Raw genomic sequence first — 15,717 nt, forward strand, 5'->3', positions numbered from 1 at the left:
TTGCGCAGACGCCCCTCAGGCGCCCGATGTCTTGCTGTCGGATTTCTTTCTTGCTGCGGTCTTGGCGCCGGCGCCGACGGTGAAGTAGCGGCGGCGCAGGATATCGAGGCCTACCGCCAGCACCATGATCACGCCCACCGCGATCTGCTGCCAGTTGGAGTTGACGCCGATGACCACGAGGCCGGACTGCACCACCTTGAGCATCAGGATGCCGACCACGCCGCCGGCAATGGTGCCGGCGCCGCCGAACAGGCTGACGCCGCCAACCACCACGCCGGCGATGACGATGAGCTCCCAGCCCGAGCCGATCGAGGTGGTGCCGGATTGCAAGTCCGCCATGACGAACATGCCGGCCACGGCCGAGAGCGCGCCGACGGTGATGAAGGCACCGATCTTATAGATGGTGGTGTTGATGCCGACGAGGCGCGCCACTTCGGGGTTGCCGCCGGTGGCATAGAGGTTGCGGCCGAGCACGGTGCGGCGCAGCACGAAATCGGCGACGATGGCGGCGACGATGAAAAAGGCGAAGCTCCAGCCCAGCCCGAAGGCAAAGGTGCTCATGCCGAAATCGGACACTTCCTTGGGCAGCGGGTAGACCGGATAGCCGCCGGTGACGAGCTGGATCAGCCCCTGCCCGATGAACAGCATGCCCAGCGTCTGGATGAAGGCCGGTATCCTGAATTTTACGACGATGATGCCGTTGATGAGCCCGATAAGGGCCCCGACGCCCATGCCACCGAGAATGGCCAGCGGCACCGGCCAGGCGAGCGCCGTCATCAGCTGCGCGGCGATCACCGCGGAGACGCCGGCGACGGAGCCGACCGACAGGTCGAACTCGCCGGCCACCAGGAGGATGGTCTGGCCGATGGCGATGATGCCGACGAACGACACGACGTTGAGGATGGCGCGGATGTTGCGCTCGGACAGGAAGGCCGGCTGCATGAAATAGAAGAACGCCACCAGCAGCAGCAGCGCCGCGATCACCCCCACCTCGCCGATGGCGATGAAGGAGATCAGCCGGTTGCGCAACGAAGACGTGGTTGGTTGCTCGGTCGTGGCGGGCGCCGCGCTGTTCATGCTTTTCCTCCCTGAGCGGCGGCGCTGTTGCGGAGTGATCCGGTCAGCGCTTCGCCATGCCCTCATCAGCTATTATACTATTATAAGTGTCAAGACCTCTCGTGCACTGGTCTGACCAGTTATCCGGCGAGCCACGATCTGCATCGATGGTACCGGAACCATTCGATGACGTCAAAGGAAATGGTACCGGAACCAATGCTGGCGCGAAGCGCTTGTGACGACTATGATTCCGCGCGTTTTCGGGAGTAGCGCATGGCCAGGTCGGAAGACGGCGGCGACAAGAAGCCGCTGGAGCGGTTGGGGGTGCGCGAGATCGCCAAGCGGGTCGGTGTCGCGCCGATGACCGTGTCGCGCGTACTCTCGAACCCCGACATGGTCGCCCCGGCGACCCGCGCCAAGGTGCTGGAAGCCATCGAAGCGGCCGGTTTCGTGCCCAACCGCCTGGCCTCGAGCATGAAGGGCAATGGCCGGATCATCGGCACGGTGGTACCGCCACTGATCAACTCGGGCATTGCCGAGCAGGTGCAGGGCATGTCGGACGAGTGCCAGCTGGGCGGCTACTCGATGCTGCTGGTGCAGGGCGAGTTCACCACCGAAGCCGAGGAAGCCTCGATCCGCACCCTGCTTGGCTGGCGGCCGGCGGGGATGATCCTGCAGAGCTTCGTGCAGAGCGAAGTGGCGCGGCAGCTATTGGTGTCGAGCGGCGCGCCGGTGGTGGAGATCTCCGAGATCAAGGGGCGCCAGCCGATCGACATGGTGGTGGGCGTGTCGAACTTCGAGACCGCCTATGCCATGACCATGCATCTCGCCGCCAAGGGCTATAAGCGCATCGGGTTCGTCTCGACCCCGATCCACGGCAATGACCGACTGCAGCAGCGGCGCACCGGCTACCACGCGGCGCTCACCGAACTCGGGATCGAGAACCACGCGTCACTGGAAGTGGAAGTGCCGATCACCGCCGCCGGCGGCGCCGAGGCACTGGTGACGCTGACCGGGCGGCACGCCGATATCGACGCGATCTTCTTTTCCTCCGACACGCTGGCGATCGGCGCGGTGCAGGAATGCCACCGCCGTGGCTGGGCGATTCCCGGTCGGATCGGCATTGCCGGCTATGGCGACATGGACCTGGCGGCGCAGCTCTATCCGCCGCTGACCACGGTGAAGGTCAACCGCTACGAGATGGGCCGGCGCGCCGTGCGGCAACTGCTCGACCGGCTGGGCGGCAAGCAGAAGCTGGCGACGATCACCAGTTTGGGCTTTGAGATTGTCGATCGGGAGAGCGCTTAGCGGGGTCTGCCCCTCACCCTAACCCTCTCCCCTCCGCAGGGGAGAGGGGACGTACTTTGCACTGCCGGTGCCACATCGCCCCCTCTCCCTCTGGGGAGAGGGTCGGGGGTGAGGGGCTGTCGTTCAAAAACACCCCTACCGCTTAGCCTTAGCCTTGTTCTGCGCGTCGGTGCCCAGCCGCTGTTCCCAGCCCTCAGTGTGCACATTGAGATAGGCATGCGGATCGTAGGGGTGCTGCTTGATGGCGTCGATGTTGAGGTCGATGCCGAGGCCCGGCGCGTCGGGCAATGACAGGTGGCCGTTCTTCGGATCGATGCTTGGCCGCCAGGTGACGAGGTCGAAGGTCCAGGCGTCGTTGAAGGCGTCGAAATGCTCCTGGATCAGGAAGTTCGGCACCGCGGCCGCCAGTTGCAGGCAGACCGCCGTCGCCACCGGGCCGCCGCTCTGGTGCGGCGCGATGTGGCTGCCATGCGCCAGCGCCAGGTTGGCGACCTGCATGGACGGGCCGATGCCGCCCAGCGACATCGGCTCGGGCTGGAAGATGTTGACGCCACCGCCGGCGGCGAGCGCGTAGAACTGGCCGACCGTGTCGAACATTTCGCCGGTCGCCACCGGAATCGGCGAGCGATGCGCCACCTCGTGCACCGTCTCCTGCCGATCCCGCGAGGTCGGCTCCTCCCACCAGTAGATATCGAGGTCGGCGAAGCGCTCGGCCGCCTTGATCGCCGCGATCTCGGTGAAGCGGGCATGCACGTCGATGAGGATGCGGGTATCGGCGGGCAACTCGTCACGCAGCTTGCGGCAGATATCGTAGCTGAGCTCCAGTTCCTCGCGGGAGATGAAGCCCTGCGCGGTGCCGAAGGGGTCGAGCTTGAACGCCTTGAAGCCCTTGGCGAGCACGGCTTTCGCCGCCTCGAGGAAGTGCTCGGGGGTCCGTTCGGTGCGATACCAGCCATTGGCGTAGCCAAGCACGCTGTCACGCACCTGGCCGCCGAGCAGCTGGTGGATCGGCACGCCGAGGCTCTTCCCCAGAATATCCCAGCAGGCAACTTCGACCGCCGCCATCACGGTGCGATGGATATGGCCGCCATCGAGCGACACGCTGTCGAGCATGCGCTTCCACAGCGCGCTGATGCGGCGCGGGTCCTGGCCGATGGCGAGGTGCTTCAGCTCATGCACCCCGGCCTCGGTGGTGGCGATGAAGCCGTTCAGCGTGCCTTCGCCGATGCCGTAAATGCCAGCGTCGGTGTGCACCTTGACGAACAGCCAGTTCTTCCAGCCGGCACCGACGGTGAAGGTTTCGATCTCGGTGATTTTCATGTGCTTTTCCTCCCCTCGGCGCGGGGGCTCCACCCCACCCTTGATCCCTCCCCATCATGGGGAGGGAGAGACGACTGCGAGTCCGGACCCCTGCCCCATCAGTCAGATCTCCCTCCCCCTTGTGGGGAGGGATCAAGGGTGGGGGTGGCCGCAAACTCGATCGCTATTGCAGCCCCACTATCCTCTCAACCACCGCCTCGACCGTCAGCCCATACTTTTGCTGCAGGGTCGGGACGGCGCCGCATTCGATATAACGGTCGGGCAGCCCGATGCGGGTGACCTTCCTCACTATCCCGGCATCGAACAAGGTCTCAACCACCAGGCTGGCGAGGCCGCCGACGATCACATGGTTCTCGGCGGTGACCACCTGCCCCACCGAGGCGGCGAACGCGGCGACCGTCTCCGCATCAAACGGCTTGATGGTCGGAACGTGGAGGACCGCGACGGAGATGCCGCGCTTTTCCAGCAGCGCCGCGGCATCGATGGCGCGCTCGCTCATCATGCCGGTCGAGATGATGCCGACATCCTTGCCGTCACGCAGCTGCCGCGCCTTGCCGATCTCGAACTTGTAGCCGGGCTCGAGCACCACCGGCACGGCGCCGCGCAACAGGCGCATGTAGACCGGCCCCCGATGGTCGGACATCGCCACCGTGGCAGCGTCGATCTCGGTGGCGTCCATCGGATCGATGATGGTGAGCCCGGGGATCATCCGCATCAGCGCCAGATCCTCGATGGCCTGGTGCGTGCCGCCATAGCCGGTGGTCAGCCCGGGCAGGCCGGCGATGATCTTCACATCGAGATTGGAGTGGGCCAGCGCGATGGCGACGAAATCGAAAGCGCGACGGCTGGCGAACACGCCATAGGTGGTGGCGAAGGCCTGCTTGCCGGTGCGGGCGAGCCCGGCCGCCACCGCGACGAGGTTCTGTTCGGCCATGCCGACATTGAAGAAGCGGTCCGGATGCGCGTCGCGAAACGGGTGGATATCGGTGTATTTGCCGAGATCGGCGGTGAGCCCGACAATGTTCGGCCGCTGCTGCCCGAGGCGGGCCAACGCCTTGCCGAATGGCGCATCGACCGATTGGCGGCCACCGCCGGCGGCTTCGTTCTCCCCCATTGCCAGCGTGCGGCCGGCTTCCATGGCCCGGCTCATCGCCCGGCTCCCACGCTGTGCTCGAACTCGTCGATGATCGCATCCCACTGGCCGACATCGACGCGGAAGAAATGCGACTTCTCGCTCTGCTCGATGCGCCGGACGCCTTTGCCGGGCAGCGTGCGGAGCACGATGGCCTTGGGTTTGCCGTTGCGCTGGCGCGCCTTGGCGAGCGTTGCGACCACGGCATCCATGTCGTTGCCGTCGATCTCAAAAGTCTCCCAGCCGAAACTCCGCCATTTGTCGGCCACCGGCTCCATGTCGAGCACCACCGGGCCATCGGCCTGGATGCCGTTGCAATCGACCAGCGCCACCAGCCCATCGAGCCGGAAATGACTGGCGGACATGGCGGCTTCCCAGGTCGAACCCTCCTGCAGTTCGCCATCGGAGAGTTCTACGAAGACGCGGGCCTCCGAACGATCGAGCCGCAGCCCGAGCGCCTGCCCGACCCCCTGCCCCAGGCCATGGCCGAGCGAGCCGCCGATCACTTCGACGCCGGGTGTCGTATCGAGCGTCGACATCTCGAGCCGGCTGTTATCGGCGCCATAGGTGACGAGCTCATCGACCGGGATAATGCCGGCTTCGGCGAGGGCGGCCCAGAGCGCGATCGAGTAGTGCCCGGTCGACAGCAGGAAGCGATCGCGGTCGGCCCAGCCGAGATTCTCGGGGTCGTAGCGCAGCTCGTGGAAATAGAGCGCGGTGAGCGCATCGGCGATGCCGAGGCCCTGGCCGATATAGCCGGCGCCCTGACCACGGGCCATGGTCAGCATGTGGCGGCGCAGCTGTGTGGCGCGCGCCTTGAGCGCGGCGATATCGGCCTCAGCCGGAGGCGAGTTGCGGGTCATCAGATCAATCCTTGTCGAGGCCGCCGGACATGTTGAGCCGCTCGGCGGTCATGTAAGGCGGTGAATCGAGGCAGAGCCACACCACCGACTCCGCCACCTCGGCGATCTCGGCGCGACGGCCCAGCGGCACGCGGCGGGTGCGCTCGTCGAGGAAGGCCTGCAGGTCGTTGCTTCGGCCGTTGACGCGGGCCAGCTCGACTTCGGTCGAGCGCTGCATCTCGGTATCCATCATGCCGGGCGCCAGCGAGTTTACCAGCACGCCATAGGGGGCCAGCGCCACGGCGAGGGCGCGGGTGATCGAATCCACCCCGGCCTTGCTGGCGGTGTAGGCGGTGTAGTCGGGCAGCGCCATGCGCGAGCCCGGCGAAGTGATGTTGACGATGCGGCCGGCGCGCTGCTCGCGCATCACCCGCCCGGCGGCCTTCGAGGCCATGGCGAGCGCCGTGACGTTGAGCGCCAGGGTGCGGGTCCAGGATCTGTAGCTCGACTCGAGGAAGGGCTCGATGACGCCGTAGCCGGCATTGTTGACGAGGATGTCGATGCCGCCCCAGCGCGCCACCACCTTGTCGACGGCTGCTTCGGGCGCCCCCTCGAGGGTGAAATCACCGACAATCTCGAGCACCTGACCGCCGACGGCTTCGACCTGGCGTGCCGTTTCGGCGGTGCCGGCGGCATTGATATCGGCAATCCCCACGGCGCAGCCGCGCATCGCCAGCTGGATCGCAACTTCACGCCCCAGCCCGCCGGCGGCGCCGGTGACCAGCGCACGTTTCAGGAATGCCTCGTTCGTATTCGCGGCCAAGACGGCGTCCTCCCCTCGGACATCTTGACGCGACTGATACCGGTACCATAAATTGAAGTCAACGGACTTGCCGAAGGGGATTCAATGAAAGTCACCGCGTTGGAGACACTGACGATCGCCGAGTTCCCGTTCCTCTGCTGGCTCAGGGTGCATACCGACGTGGGGATCGTCGGGACCGGCGAGACCTTCTGGGCGCCGGGACCGGTGGCGAGCTACATCCATGACAATGTGGCGCCCTACCTGATCGGCAAGGACCCAAGGGATATCGAGCTGCACGACCGGACGCTGGGGAGCGTCTATGTCGGGGCGCGCGATTCCGGCGCCGAAGTGCGCGGCAACTCGGCGGTGAACATCGCGCTGTGGGATATTTATGGCCAGGCGCTGGGCGAGCCTCTGTGGCGGCTATTGGGCGGGCGGACGCACCAGACGGTGCCGATCTACAATACCTGCGCCGGCTACAGGCATGTGCGTGCCAGCAAGAAGAACTCGCTGTTCGAGCGCACCGAGGACTGGTCGCTGCAGGCAGGCGACTCGAACGATGGGCCGTATGAGGACCTGCTGGCCTGGCGGTTCGATGCAGGGAAGCTGGCGAAGAGCCTCCTCTCCGAGGGTATCGGAGCGATGAAGATCTGGCCGTTCGACATCGCCGCCGAGGCCTCGAACGGCACCCGCATCTCGCTCAGCGACCTCGACACGGCGCTGGAGCCGTTCAAGCGGATCCGCGACGCGGTCGGGCGCGACATGGAAATCATGGTCGAGCTGCACGGCCTCTGGACCCTGCCCCCGGCGCTCCGTATCGCCGAGGCGCTGAAGCCCTATGATGTGGCGTGGCTGGAAGAGCCGATCCGCTACAACGAGCTCGATGCGATGGCCGAGCTGGCGCGGCACACCTCGACGCCGATCGCGGCGAGCGAACGACTGGCCTCGCGGCAGATGTTCAAGCAGCTGATCGACAAGCGCGCCGCCTCGGTGATCATGATCGACCTCGCCTGGTGCGGCGGGCTCTCCGAAGCCCGCAAGATCGCCAACATGGCGGAAGCGAGCGAGCTGCCGGTGACGCTGCACGACTGCACGGGACCGATCGTTTATGCGGCGAGCTGCGCGCTGTCGGCGACGCTGCCGAACGCCATCTACCAGGAGGCGGTGCGAGCCTATTTCACCGGCTGGTACACCGAGATCGTCGCCGACCTGCCACCGGTGACGGCGGGCCGGGTAGCGCCGCTCGATGGCGCCGGGCTGGGGATGCGGCTGCGGGAGGAATTGTTCACGCGGCCGGATGCGACGGTGCGGCGTACGGGGGCTGCCGGCTGAGCGTGGGGCCCCACCCCACCCTTAATCCCTCCCCATCGAGGGGAGGGAGAGACGACTGATAGTTCAGCGGACTCGATCGGCCTCCCTCCCCCTTGTGGGGAGGGAATGAGGGTGGGGGTGCCCCACGCGCCGAACTCAGGGTTGGCGCAACTCCCCCACCGCCGCCTTCAACCCCCTGAGCACCAGTGCGGTATCGACCCCTGCCCCCACCAGCGGCACGCCGCGAGCGATCCAGCGGCGGGCGGCTTCGGCGGTGCCGGCGAAGATGCCGGTGGTGACGCCGGCGGCTTTGCAGGCATCGATCACCTGCTCGATCGTCGCGACGACCTTGGGGTGGCCCATTTCGCCCGGCACGCCGAGGGCGTGCGACAGGTCGAGGGGGCCGAGAAAGATGCCATCGAGGGTGGGGAGCTTGAGGATCTCCGGCAATGCGGCGACGCCGCCGGCGCCTTCGACCATCAGCAGTACGGCGACATCGCGGTTGGCCTCAGTGAACCACTCGGCGCGGCCGGAATAGTCGGCGCCGCGGACGAAGGAGTTGGCGCCGCGATTGCCATCGGGGGCGAAGCGGGCAGCGCGCACGGCGCGCTCGGCTTCGGTGAGCGAGCCGATCTGCGGCACGATCACCCCGGCAGCGCCGGCATCGAGCGCAGCACCGATTTCGGTCGGTTCGCTGCTGCGCACCCGCACCAGCGGATAGATGCCGCGCGCCATGGCAGCGAGGATCAGCGGACCGAGCGCTTCGCTGCCATGCGCGCCGTGTTCGAGATCGAGGATGATGCCGTCATAACCGGCGAGCGCCACCAGTTCGACCAGCTCCACCGACGGGATGATCGAGAACGGCGCCAGCAGCGGCGCCGCGGTTTTGAGGCGCGCACGAAGCGGCAATAACGGCATGACAAACCTCCCTCATTCGCCCCTTTCCTAGCCCGCGCGGCCGGCCGAGGCGACAGGAACTTTCCGCCTAGACATTATGCTATTATAATCTATGCTCGATTGTGAGGATGCGAACAGTACCCGGAATCGGGACGACGCAGGGAGGCTCAGCGGTGGCGATTTCGGCGATGCGCAAAGGCGCACAGCAGACTGGCGCGGGCAATCTGCCCGACAAGCAGGTGCTGATGGGCCTGTTCGAGCAGATGGTGCTGCTGCGCAAGTTCGAGAGCGTCGCGCAGGTGGCCTGCCGCAAAGGCGAAACCCCGGGGTTCCTGCATCTCTATATCGGCCAGGAAGCGACCGGCGTCGGCGTCTGCGCGCATCTGCGCCGGTCCGACTGGGTCACCTCTACACATCGCGGACACGGGCACGCGCTGGCCAAGGGCGCCGACCCCAGGCGGGTGATGGCGGAGCTGTTCGGCAAGGCCGATGGCATCTGCGGCGGCCGCGGCGGCACCATGCATCTCTACGATCGCTCGGTCGGGCTGTTCGGTACCAACGGCATTGTCGGGGCCGGCATCGGCCACGCCGTCGGCATCGGCATGAGCGCCCGGGCGCAGGGCCGCGACGATATCGGCGTGGCGTTTTTCGGCGACGGCGCGGCCAACCATGGGGCGTTCCACGAGGGGCTGAACTTCGCGGCGGTCAACCACGCGCCGGCGATCTTTGTGTGCGAGAACAACCTCTACGCCACAGCGACGCCGCTCAAATCCATCACCCTCAACCCCGAGATCGCTACGAAGGCCGACAGCTACGGCATGCCGGGCGTCGCGGTGGACGGGAACGACGTCTTCGCGGTGTGGCTGGCGATGCAGGAAGCCACCGAGCGCGCGCGCTCCGGCAAGGGGCCGACGCTGATCGAGGCCAAGACCTATCGCACCGTCGGGCACCATGAAGGCGACCCGGTGATCGGCACCTACCGCACGCAGGAAGAGGTCGACGCCTGGATCAAGCGCGATCCGATCGACATGTTCCGCAAGCGCCTGGTCGAGGATTACGGCATTGCCGATGCCGACGATCTTGCCGATATCGAAAGCCATATCGACAAGGTGGTGCAGGAGGCGCTGGAGTTCGCGCGCAACTCGCCGGAGCCCGATCCGGCGACAGTGCGGCGGCATGTCTATGCCAACCCGATCAACCCGCCCGAAGCGCTCAAGGCACGGCCGGCCGGCGAGACGCGGGTGCAGGGCTGGCTCGAAGCGGTGCGCGACGGCATTGCCGAGGAAATGCGGGCCAACTCGGCCATTCTCTATTTCGGCGAAGGCACCGGCGAGCGCGGCGGCAGCTTCGCCCATACCAAGAACCTCTGGCACGAGTTCGGGGCCGAGCGGCTGGTCGATACGCCGATCTCCGAGCAGGGCTTCACCGCTGCGGCAGTCGGCGCTTCGGCGACCGGCACCCGCACCGTGTCGGACCTGATGTTCGCCGACTTCGCCTTCGAAACCACCGGGCAGATTTTCCTCCAGGCGGCCAAACTCCGCTACATGAGCAATGGCGAAATGAGCGCCCCGATGGTGGTGCGCGCCGGCGCCGGAGCACTGCGCAGCTCCGGCCCGCATCACTCGGGCATGTACCATCCGCTGTTCGCCCATATGCCGGGCCTGATCGTCTGCGTGCCGTCCAACCCGGCCGACGCCAAGGGCTTGATGAAGACGGCGCTGCGCGGCGGCGATCCGGTGATCATGCTGGAGCCCAAGGCGCTGTTTGCCTCGAAGGGCCCGGTGCCGGTGGGCGAGGATCACTATGTGCCGTTCGGCTCGGCCCGTATCGCCCGCTCCGGCACGGACATCACCATCGTCGCGGCCGGCCAGATGGTGGCGCGGGCGCTGGAGGCAGCCGACCTCCTCGCGGCGCAGGGCACCGACGTGGAAGTGGTCGACCTTCGCACCATCATGCCGCTTGACGTGAACACCATTGTCGAGAGCGTCAAGAAGACCCACCGCCTGCTGGTGGTGGACGAGGCGTGGGCGATGTGCGGCATGGGCGGCGAGATCGCCCAGACGATCAACGAGCTGGCTTATGACGAGCTCGACGGCCCGGTTGGGCGACTGCACACCGCGCCGGTATCGCACCCGTTTGCGCCCGTACTGGAGCGCGCCATGCTGGTCGACGCCGCCAAAATCATGGACGGGGTGCGCAACATCATCGCCGGCAAGGCGCCGGTGCCGGACCATTGGCACACCACCGGCATCGTCGCCGAGGCGGCAACTGCGGCTCCAACCCCGGCCCCGGCCGCAGCACCGGCGCCCGCCGCGGCTCCGGCCCCCGCGGCCAAATCCGACGACGAGCCGATCAACATGCCGTTCGGCGACCTCACAGTGTCCGAGGGCACGCTGGTCAAATGGCTGAAGGCGGTCGGCGATGCTGTGAAGGAAGGCGACGTGGTCGCCGAGATCGAAACCGACAAGGCGGTGGTGGAGATCGAAGCGCCGGCTTCGGGTACACTGAGCGCCATCGACCAGCCGGTCGGTGCGGTCGTGCCGATGGGCGGCCGCATCGGCGGCATTCGGAAATAATCAGCGACTGCCGAGGGCAGCGGAGGAAGCGATGAAGATTCTGTGCGTCAACTGGCAGGCTGCCGACGATGCCGAGCTGGAACGCCAGCACTACCCGGATGTCGAGTTCATTCTCGCCCGCTCGACGGCAGATGTCGCGGCGGTGCTCGACCCCGAGGTAGCCAAGACCGTCGATGCGGTGATCAACCATTCGCCGACGCTGAACGTACCGCTGCCGCCGACGGCGTTCCCCAATGCCAAGATCGCGGTGCGCTCTGGCGTCGGCTTCGACAATATCGACACGGCCGGCTGGGGCGCCCGCAACATTCCGGCCTGCAACGTGCCCGATTATGGCACCACCGAGGTGGCCGACCACGCCATCGCGCTGATGCTGGCGCTGACCCGCGGCACCTATAGCTACCCGGCCGAGATCGCCGTCGACGGGCTCGAGGGCTGGCATTTCTCCAAGGCGCCGCTGATCCGGCGGCACAAGAACGCGACGTTCGGCGTCATCGGGCTCGGCCGCATCGGGCTTGCCGCGGCACGGCGCGCCGCCGCTTTTGACATGAAGGTGGTGTTCTACGATCCGCATCTGTTGTCGGGCGTCGACCTCTCGACCGGCTATGAGCGGGTGCATTCGCTCAACGAACTGATGGCCAGGGCCGACGTGGTGTCGGTGCATGCGCCGCTCAGCACCGAAACGCGTGGGCTGCTCGGGACCGAGGCGTTTGCCGCGGCCAAACCCGGGCTGATCGTCATCAATACGGCGCGCGGCCCGATCATCGACGTCACGGCACTGGAAGCCGCGATGCGCCAGGGGACCGTGGTGGGCGCCGGGCTCGACGTGCTGCCGAATGAGCCGGGGGATCTCGACCACCCGCTGATCAAGGCCTGGCGCGCCAATGAGCCGTGGATCAAGGACCGGTTGATCGTCACGCCGCACGCGGCGTTCTACAGCCCGGCCTCGATGATCGACCTGCGGCTCAAATCGATCGAAGTGATCCACGCCTACCTGACCGAGGGCCGGCTCACCAACTGCGTCAACCGCGAATACCTGAAGCGCTGATGGCCGCCACCGCACTCCAGCCCCGCCGCGCCGCCTCACCCTATGCCCGCCGGCTGGCGCGGGAGCGCGGCCTCACGCTGGAGGTGCTGACGGGCAGCGGACCGAATGGCCGGATCGTCGCTGCGGATGTTGCGGCCTACACCGCCCGCCCCCTTGCCCCGGTGGCAGCCAGCGGTCCGCAGGCGTCGGCGCTCGGCACGACGATCCAGCTGGCAACGCTCTTGCAGTTGCTGGCCGGTTTCGCCGACGCCGATACGCCGTTCACACTCGAGGACGTAGTGCTGCGGGCGGCCGGATGTGCGCTGGACGATGTGCCGGAGAGCCATAGTCTCGCCGGAGCGCCGGTGGCGCTGGAACAGCAGGTCGGGCAACTGGTGTTCGCCGATATCCGCGGGGGTTCGCTCGGGCCGTTGCGGGCGCGACGGCTTGCGGCGGTCGAGGCCGGTGGCGACCAGTCGGAGGAGCCGGCGGCGCTGTCGCTGAAGCTGCTGGCGGCCTCCGATATCCGCCCGGTGGTGATGCCGCTGAAGCCCGGGCGCAACATGCGGCTGGTGCTGGCGGCGGGTCCGGCGGCGGGGGAATGCCTGTTGTCGTTCGACGCGGCCGCAGTCAGCGAGGATGCGGCGACGGAGTTCCTGACGCGGTTCAAGGCGTATCTGGAGTTGCCGCTGCGGTTGTTGGCTTAGCGAGTTCGGTGGATAGGTACCAAACCATCCCCACCCACCGCGTGTCATCCCAGCGAAAGCTGGGACCCAACTCGAAGGCGGCGCAGGTGGATGGATGGGTCCCAGCTTTCGCTGGGATGACACCGAGTTTTGGGTAAGCGCCGGGTGTCACCTCAGCTGCCCCCCACATAGACGGGGACGACGTGAACGCGCCGGTTCGCTGCAACGAGTTCGTGCTATTATCATAGCCACACCTATGGGGCATGGCTGAGTACATGGACGACCTGAACGCGACGATTGATCTGTTGCCGAAGCGCGCGCTGGCGCGGGCCCAGGGGCCGCTGTACCGGCAGCTCGCGGATATCCTGCGCGAGCCGATCACTTCGGGCGCCTTTCCGGTCGGCGGCGAGTTACCCAAGGAAGCCATGATCGCCGAGCGGTTCGGGGTCAGCCTGATCACGGTGCGCCAGGCACTGCGCGACCTCGAGGCCGACGGGCTGATCAAGAAGCGGTCGGCGAAACCCGCGGTGGTCACCTCGGCCGCACCGCCGGTGACGCTGAGCTGGACGTTCAAGAACTTCGCCGACATGGCGGCCTTCACCAAGGACGCGTCGCTGAAGATCAAATCGTACAAGAAGGAAAGCTCGCCACTGTTGCAACGGCATTTCGGGCTCAGCAAGGATGAGCAGGGTTATTGCCTGCGCTCGATCCTTGGCGTCGGCAAGCAGAAGAAGGCGCAGATCACCACCTACTTCCCGCCCGATATCGGCTCGCAGTTGAAGAAGGAAGATTTCAACGACGTGCTGATCTTCCGCGCGGTGCAGCGCCGGCTCAACATCCGCATGGCGGTGGCGCATTGCACCATTCGCGCCGAGATCGCTGACGCGGTGGTCGCGGCGGACCTGGGGGTGGCGGAGGGCTCGGCGATCCTCGCGGTGGAGATGATGTACCAGTCGTCGGACCAGCGGAACGTCGAGTTCTCGATCGCCCGGCATCCGGCCGAGATGTTCTCGATCACTTACGACGCGCCGAACGACCTCGCCTGACCGGCCGTCGAAAAGTCTGATGCGCCAGCCAGCATCGGCATGGACAGCATTATAGAATTATAATAGCATCATAGCTGTTGGATGAGTTGTTTCCGCTCGTCCGGCCGGAGCGCGACAGTTGAGGAGCTGCCGCGTCACGAGGGGAAGCCTGAACACATCGTTTCTGTCGCTGGTGGCCATCGCCGCCGGTGAACGGATAGTGATGCTTGATACCGGTATCAACGTGGTCGGACCTGGCGCAGAGATGGCGAATGACCGTCGCGCCGGGCTCCATGAGGAGGAACAAACATGAACAAGCCAGGCAACGGCCTGTTGCTCCCGCGCTCGATGAGCATGGGGCGCCGTGACTTCCTGAAGCGGACCGCAGCGGCAGGGTTCGCTGCGGCCCTGGCGACGCCAGCGCTCGCCCAGAATGCGAAGATCAAGATCCCGCTGGTATCGTGGATGTGGAACGAACCGGGCCGCGGCGACGCCTGGCGGGCGATCCTCGCGAAGTTTCACGCCGAACAGAGCGATGTCTTCATCGAGGAAGCCGGCGCGCCGTTCAACGAATTCACCAACAACATGCTGATCCAGTCCCAGTCCGGGAAGATCAACGGCGCCCTGTTCCACACCACCCCCGACCTGGTGGTGCGTCTGCTGCGCGGCGGACACCTGGAGCCCTTGCAGGATATCGTCGACAAGCTCGGCATCGGCGACAAGCTGAGCGCTGCACATGACCACCTGCGCATCGATGGCAAGGTGCACGGGCTCGACATCGTCACGGTGAAGTTCGGCCTGCTCTACAACTCGGCCATGTTCGAGAAGGCCGGACTCGGGGCGCCAGCCTCGGTCGAGGAATGGGTGGAGACATCGACCGCGCTGACCAAGTCGCCGGACCAGTTCGGCATTTACTCGCCCCACCTGATGAGCGAGCCAGGCGACTTCTGGTTCATCCTGCAGCAATGGGCGGTGATGTTCGACGGCGTCTGGGCAGATGGGCGGAAGCCGCTGGTCAACACGGCTCCGGTGATCGAGGGGCTGAAGCTCTTCAAGACCATGTACGACAAGGCGATGCCGAAGGGCACCGACACGGCAACCGCCAACCAGATGTACGCCAATGGCCGCATCGGGCAGCAGTTGATCGTCTCGGCCGCGGTCAACATCTGGTCGAGCTCCGGGCCGGACATCTATCCGTCGTTGCGCAGCGTGGTGCCGCCCGGCCCCAGCGGCAAGGCGATCACCCGCATCCATCCGATCTGCGTCAACGCCAACGCCTCGGACGACGAGAAGGCCGCCGCCAAGGGCTTTGTCGAGTGGCTGTACAAGCCCGAGAACTATCAGGAACTGATGGAACGGTGCCTCGATGTGGTGCCGCCCTATCCGGAGGCGATCCGCCAGGAATACCTCGACAAGCAGTTCTGGGCCGAGGGCTACCTCGCGGGCAAGGCGATCACGCCGCTCGAGATCATGGGCGACTACATCTTCTTCAACCAGGAGTTCGGCAACGTCGTCATGGACAAGTTCTCCGAAGTGCTGGTCGCGGACCGGCCGGTCGAGGACGCCATGGCCGATGCCCAGCAGGAGCTGGAGAAGGCATCCGAGCGGCTGTTCGAAGGCTTCACCCTGTAACGGCTGAACCGAGCGTGTCGGGGGCGTTCCACGGGAGCCGCCCCCGACGGTGTCTGGGGCGAGATGCTGCACGCGCCCCTTATGTCGACCTCCGGGAATATCGAGC

Annotated in this window: 13 protein-coding genes and 1 pseudogene; 8 read left to right on the forward strand and 6 right to left on the reverse strand. The window is 66.2% G+C overall.

Going from position 1 to position 15,717, the window contains the following annotated elements:
- Positions 1-15: 15 nt before the first annotated feature.
- Complete coding sequence (locus ASC68_RS24570; RefSeq protein ID WP_055885545.1) at positions 16-1,077, reverse strand: ABC transporter permease; 1,062 nt, start codon at positions 1,075-1,077, stop codon at positions 16-18.
- A 252-nt stretch (positions 1,078-1,329) separates the two neighbouring features.
- On the opposite strand from ASC68_RS24570, the gene ASC68_RS24575 reads away from it, so the two are divergent.
- Positions 1,330-2,364 (forward strand): LacI family DNA-binding transcriptional regulator, encoded by a 1,035-nt coding sequence (locus ASC68_RS24575; protein ID WP_055885548.1) that lies wholly within the window; start codon positions 1,330-1,332, stop codon positions 2,362-2,364.
- A gap of 135 nt (positions 2,365-2,499) precedes the next feature.
- Here the strand turns inward: ASC68_RS24575 and ASC68_RS24580 are convergent, their stop codons facing one another.
- The 4 genes from ASC68_RS24580 to ASC68_RS24595 form a co-directional block, all read right to left on the reverse strand.
- Positions 2,500-3,684, reverse strand: a complete 1,185-nt coding sequence (locus tag ASC68_RS24580; protein ID WP_055885551.1) for a mandelate racemase/muconate lactonizing enzyme family protein — start codon at positions 3,682-3,684, stop codon at positions 2,500-2,502.
- A gap of 163 nt (positions 3,685-3,847) precedes the next feature.
- Positions 3,848-4,834 (reverse strand): transketolase C-terminal domain-containing protein, encoded by a 987-nt coding sequence (locus ASC68_RS24585; RefSeq protein WP_055885556.1) that lies wholly within the window; start codon positions 4,832-4,834, stop codon positions 3,848-3,850.
- Complete coding sequence (locus ASC68_RS24590; RefSeq protein ID WP_055885558.1) at positions 4,831-5,679, reverse strand: transketolase; 849 nt, start codon at positions 5,677-5,679, stop codon at positions 4,831-4,833. The genes ASC68_RS24585 and ASC68_RS24590 overlap by 4 nt, the downstream gene beginning before the upstream one ends.
- A gap of 4 nt (positions 5,680-5,683) precedes the next feature.
- Positions 5,684-6,481, reverse strand: coding sequence for an SDR family oxidoreductase (locus ASC68_RS24595; protein ID WP_055885561.1), 798 nt, complete (start codon positions 6,479-6,481; stop codon positions 5,684-5,686).
- Positions 6,482-6,565: 84 nt separating this feature from the next.
- Here ASC68_RS24595 and ASC68_RS24600 point away from each other — a divergent pair, with 84 nt between their 5' ends.
- Complete coding sequence (locus tag ASC68_RS24600; RefSeq protein ID WP_055885563.1) at positions 6,566-7,792, forward strand: mandelate racemase/muconate lactonizing enzyme family protein; 1,227 nt, start codon at positions 6,566-6,568, stop codon at positions 7,790-7,792.
- 135 nt (positions 7,793-7,927) lie between these two features.
- Here the strand turns inward: ASC68_RS24600 and ASC68_RS24605 are convergent, their stop codons facing one another.
- Positions 7,928-8,689, reverse strand: coding sequence for an aldolase/citrate lyase family protein (locus ASC68_RS24605; RefSeq protein ID WP_055885565.1), 762 nt, complete (start codon positions 8,687-8,689; stop codon positions 7,928-7,930).
- Between the two features lie 242 nt (positions 8,690-8,931).
- Here ASC68_RS24605 and ASC68_RS24610 point away from each other — a divergent pair.
- From ASC68_RS24610 to ASC68_RS24630, 6 genes and pseudogenes are all read left to right on the forward strand, one after another.
- Positions 8,932-10,839 (forward strand): annotated as a pseudogene (locus ASC68_RS24610) (thiamine pyrophosphate-dependent enzyme); the annotation flags it as partial.
- 186 nt (positions 10,840-11,025) lie between these two features.
- Complete coding sequence (locus tag ASC68_RS29455; protein WP_349236252.1) at positions 11,026-11,244, forward strand: lipoyl domain-containing protein; 219 nt, start codon at positions 11,026-11,028, stop codon at positions 11,242-11,244.
- 31 nt (positions 11,245-11,275) lie between these two features.
- Positions 11,276-12,289: a C-terminal binding protein gene (locus ASC68_RS24615; protein ID WP_055885572.1), complete on the forward strand. Its 1,014-nt coding sequence runs from the start codon at positions 11,276-11,278 to the stop codon at positions 12,287-12,289.
- Complete coding sequence (locus tag ASC68_RS24620) at positions 12,289-12,975, forward strand: E3 binding domain-containing protein (RefSeq protein WP_055885574.1); 687 nt, start codon at positions 12,289-12,291, stop codon at positions 12,973-12,975. Before ASC68_RS24615 ends, ASC68_RS24620 begins: the two co-directional genes overlap by 1 nt.
- Before the next feature lie 254 nt (positions 12,976-13,229).
- A complete protein-coding gene (locus ASC68_RS24625; protein ID WP_055885577.1) occupies positions 13,230-14,000 on the forward strand; it encodes a GntR family transcriptional regulator in 771 nt (256 codons plus the stop codon).
- A gap of 288 nt (positions 14,001-14,288) precedes the next feature.
- Entirely contained in the window at positions 14,289-15,611 is a 1,323-nt protein-coding gene (locus ASC68_RS24630; protein WP_055885580.1) for an extracellular solute-binding protein, read from the forward strand.
- Positions 15,612-15,717: the final 106 nt, after the last annotated feature.

Source organism: Devosia sp. Root105 (genome assembly GCF_001424865.1).
In the GTDB taxonomy this organism is placed as follows: domain Bacteria; phylum Pseudomonadota; class Alphaproteobacteria; order Rhizobiales; family Devosiaceae; genus Devosia_A.

Excerpts from the sequence above, each read along its gene's own strand:
- ASC68_RS24575 (WP_055885548.1), top strand. The coding sequence starts at position 1,330 with ATGGCCAGGTCGGAAGACGGCGGCGACAAGAAGCCGCTGGAGCGGTTG.
- ASC68_RS24615 (WP_055885572.1), top strand. The coding sequence starts at position 11,276 with ATGAAGATTCTGTGCGTCAACTGGCAGGCTGCCGACGATGCCGAGCTG.
- ASC68_RS24625 (WP_055885577.1), top strand. The coding sequence starts at position 13,230 with ATGGACGACCTGAACGCGACGATTGATCTGTTGCCGAAGCGCGCGCTG.
- ASC68_RS24590 (WP_055885558.1), bottom strand. The coding sequence starts at position 5,679 with ATGACCCGCAACTCGCCTCCGGCTGAGGCCGATATCGCCGCGCTCAAG.
- ASC68_RS29455 (WP_349236252.1), top strand. The coding sequence starts at position 11,026 with ATGCCGTTCGGCGACCTCACAGTGTCCGAGGGCACGCTGGTCAAATGG.
- ASC68_RS24605 (WP_055885565.1), bottom strand. The coding sequence starts at position 8,689 with ATGCCGTTATTGCCGCTTCGTGCGCGCCTCAAAACCGCGGCGCCGCTG.
- ASC68_RS24580 (WP_055885551.1), bottom strand. The coding sequence starts at position 3,684 with ATGAAAATCACCGAGATCGAAACCTTCACCGTCGGTGCCGGCTGGAAG.
- ASC68_RS24630 (WP_055885580.1), top strand. The coding sequence starts at position 14,289 with ATGAACAAGCCAGGCAACGGCCTGTTGCTCCCGCGCTCGATGAGCATG.
- ASC68_RS24570 (WP_055885545.1), bottom strand. The coding sequence starts at position 1,077 with ATGAACAGCGCGGCGCCCGCCACGACCGAGCAACCAACCACGTCTTCG.
- ASC68_RS24585 (WP_055885556.1), bottom strand. The coding sequence starts at position 4,834 with ATGAGCCGGGCCATGGAAGCCGGCCGCACGCTGGCAATGGGGGAGAAC.
- ASC68_RS24600 (WP_055885563.1), top strand. The coding sequence starts at position 6,566 with ATGAAAGTCACCGCGTTGGAGACACTGACGATCGCCGAGTTCCCGTTC.
- ASC68_RS24620 (WP_055885574.1), top strand. The coding sequence starts at position 12,289 with ATGGCCGCCACCGCACTCCAGCCCCGCCGCGCCGCCTCACCCTATGCC.